This window comes from Chloroflexota bacterium, assembly GCA_014360825.1.
In the GTDB taxonomy this organism is placed as follows: domain Bacteria; phylum Chloroflexota; class Anaerolineae; order UBA2200; family JACIWT01; genus JACIWT01.
The window spans coordinates 1-1,614 of sequence record JACIWT010000059.1 but is presented as its reverse complement, the minus strand read 5'-3'; the positions used below and the strand labels follow the sequence as shown (position 1 = coordinate 1,614).

The window sequence follows — 1,614 nt, the reverse complement described above, 5'->3', positions numbered from 1 at the left end:
ACAATGGGCCCCTCGGGCAAACCCTTGCCTGTCACATGCTCTTCCCAGCCGGCGTAATCGCCGCCCTTCACGTAGACATCGGGCTGAAGCGATTCGACCAATTGTTCTGCGGTTGGCTGGTCGAAGATGACCACGTAGTCCACGCATGATAGGGCAGCCAGTATCTCGGCCCGTTCATCCTGTGGTTGGACGGGATGGCCAGGACCCTTGATGGCCTGTGCAGAGGCGTCGCTATTCAGTCCAACGACAAGCACGTCGCCGAGCCGTCGCGCTGCCTGCAAGTAGCGTACGTGGCCAACGTGCAGCAGATCAAATACGCCATTGGTGAGCACGAAAGTCAGACCCTCGGCGCGCCAATCCTGACGCCGACGGGCGAGTTCGTCTGGGGATAGGATTTTGGGATGGCGTGGTGAGGCGGGAAAATCCTGGCGCTCGATGAGTCTTGTCAACACCTCTCGGATTTTCATGGCGGCCCGAGCGCGATGGCTGATGCGGTTCTTGGTCTCGGCCGGCAACTCGGCCATAGTGCAACCCACCTCGGGGAGATAAAAGACTGGGTCATAGCCGAAACCGCCGGAGCCCGAAGGCTCCGTGGCAATCCGCCCCTCGCAGGTACCTTCGCGGATGTGGGCTTCGCCAGTGGGAGAGGCGAGAGCAATGGCACAGCGGAAGCGAGCAGTCCGCCTTTCCTCTGGCACACCTTTCAGATTGCGCAGGAGCAGCCGATAGCGGTCCTGGTCGCTGGCCTGTGGGCCGGCATACCGTGCGGAATGCACGCCGGGCGCGCCATTCAGAGCATCTACTTCCAGACCCGAATCATCTGCCAATGTCCACAAGCCACTGGCCCTGGCATAGGTCATAGCCTTACGCAGCGCATTCTGGGCATAACTCAGGCCGGACTCTTCCACCTCCTCCAGAAGGCCCAGGTCCGAAGGTAACACGAGAGTGACATCAAGTCCGGCCAGGAGAGCAGCGTATTCTCTCGCCTTGCCGGGGTTACCAGTGGCTATCAGCAACTTCATGGTGATTCAGGCCTCAATTCATCCAGTGCGGCCCGCAATTCTGACGGCAAGGGTGCGCTCAGAGTGACTCGCTCCCCTCCTCGCGGGCGCAGGAAACCTAAACGCGCAGCGTGCAGGAATTGACGCCGCAGGTTGAATTTGGCACACTTGCGCCCATAGATTGGATCGCCAGCGATTGGGTGACCGATGGCTGCGAAGTGCACACGGATCTGGTGAGTGCGTCCGGTGAGTGGTTCGGCTTCTATCAAGGTGTAGCCGTTATAGTAACGAAGGACCCGATAGCGGGTCTGGGCCTCCCGCCCACCAGTGGACACCACGGCCATGCGTTGCCGGTGTTTGGGATCGCGGCCTAAGGGAGCATCAATCAAACCACGCGACGGTTCTAAATGGCCTTCCACCAGTGCCACATAGACCTTTTCTACGGTGCGACGTTTGAATTGCGACTGCAAGTGTCGATGGGCAACGTCGTTCTTAGCGACGATCATCAAACCCGAGGTATCCTTGTCCAAGCGGTGGACGATCCCAAGGCGAAGCGCGCCGCCAATACCGGCCAGATCGGGACAGTGAGCCAGTATAGCATTGACCAGCGTGC

Annotated in this window: 2 protein-coding genes; both read right to left on the bottom strand. The window is 59.8% G+C overall.

Annotation, left to right across the window (positions count from 1 at the left end):
- On the bottom strand, positions 1 to 1,022 hold a 1,022-nt coding region (locus H5T64_13490; protein MBC7265346.1), incomplete at its 3' end, for an XTP/dITP diphosphatase.
- Positions 1,019 to 1,614, bottom strand: a 596-nt coding sequence (locus H5T64_13485; GenBank protein ID MBC7265345.1) for an RluA family pseudouridine synthase, incomplete at its 5' end; no start/stop codon positions are given. The genes H5T64_13485 and H5T64_13490, both read right to left, overlap by 4 nt.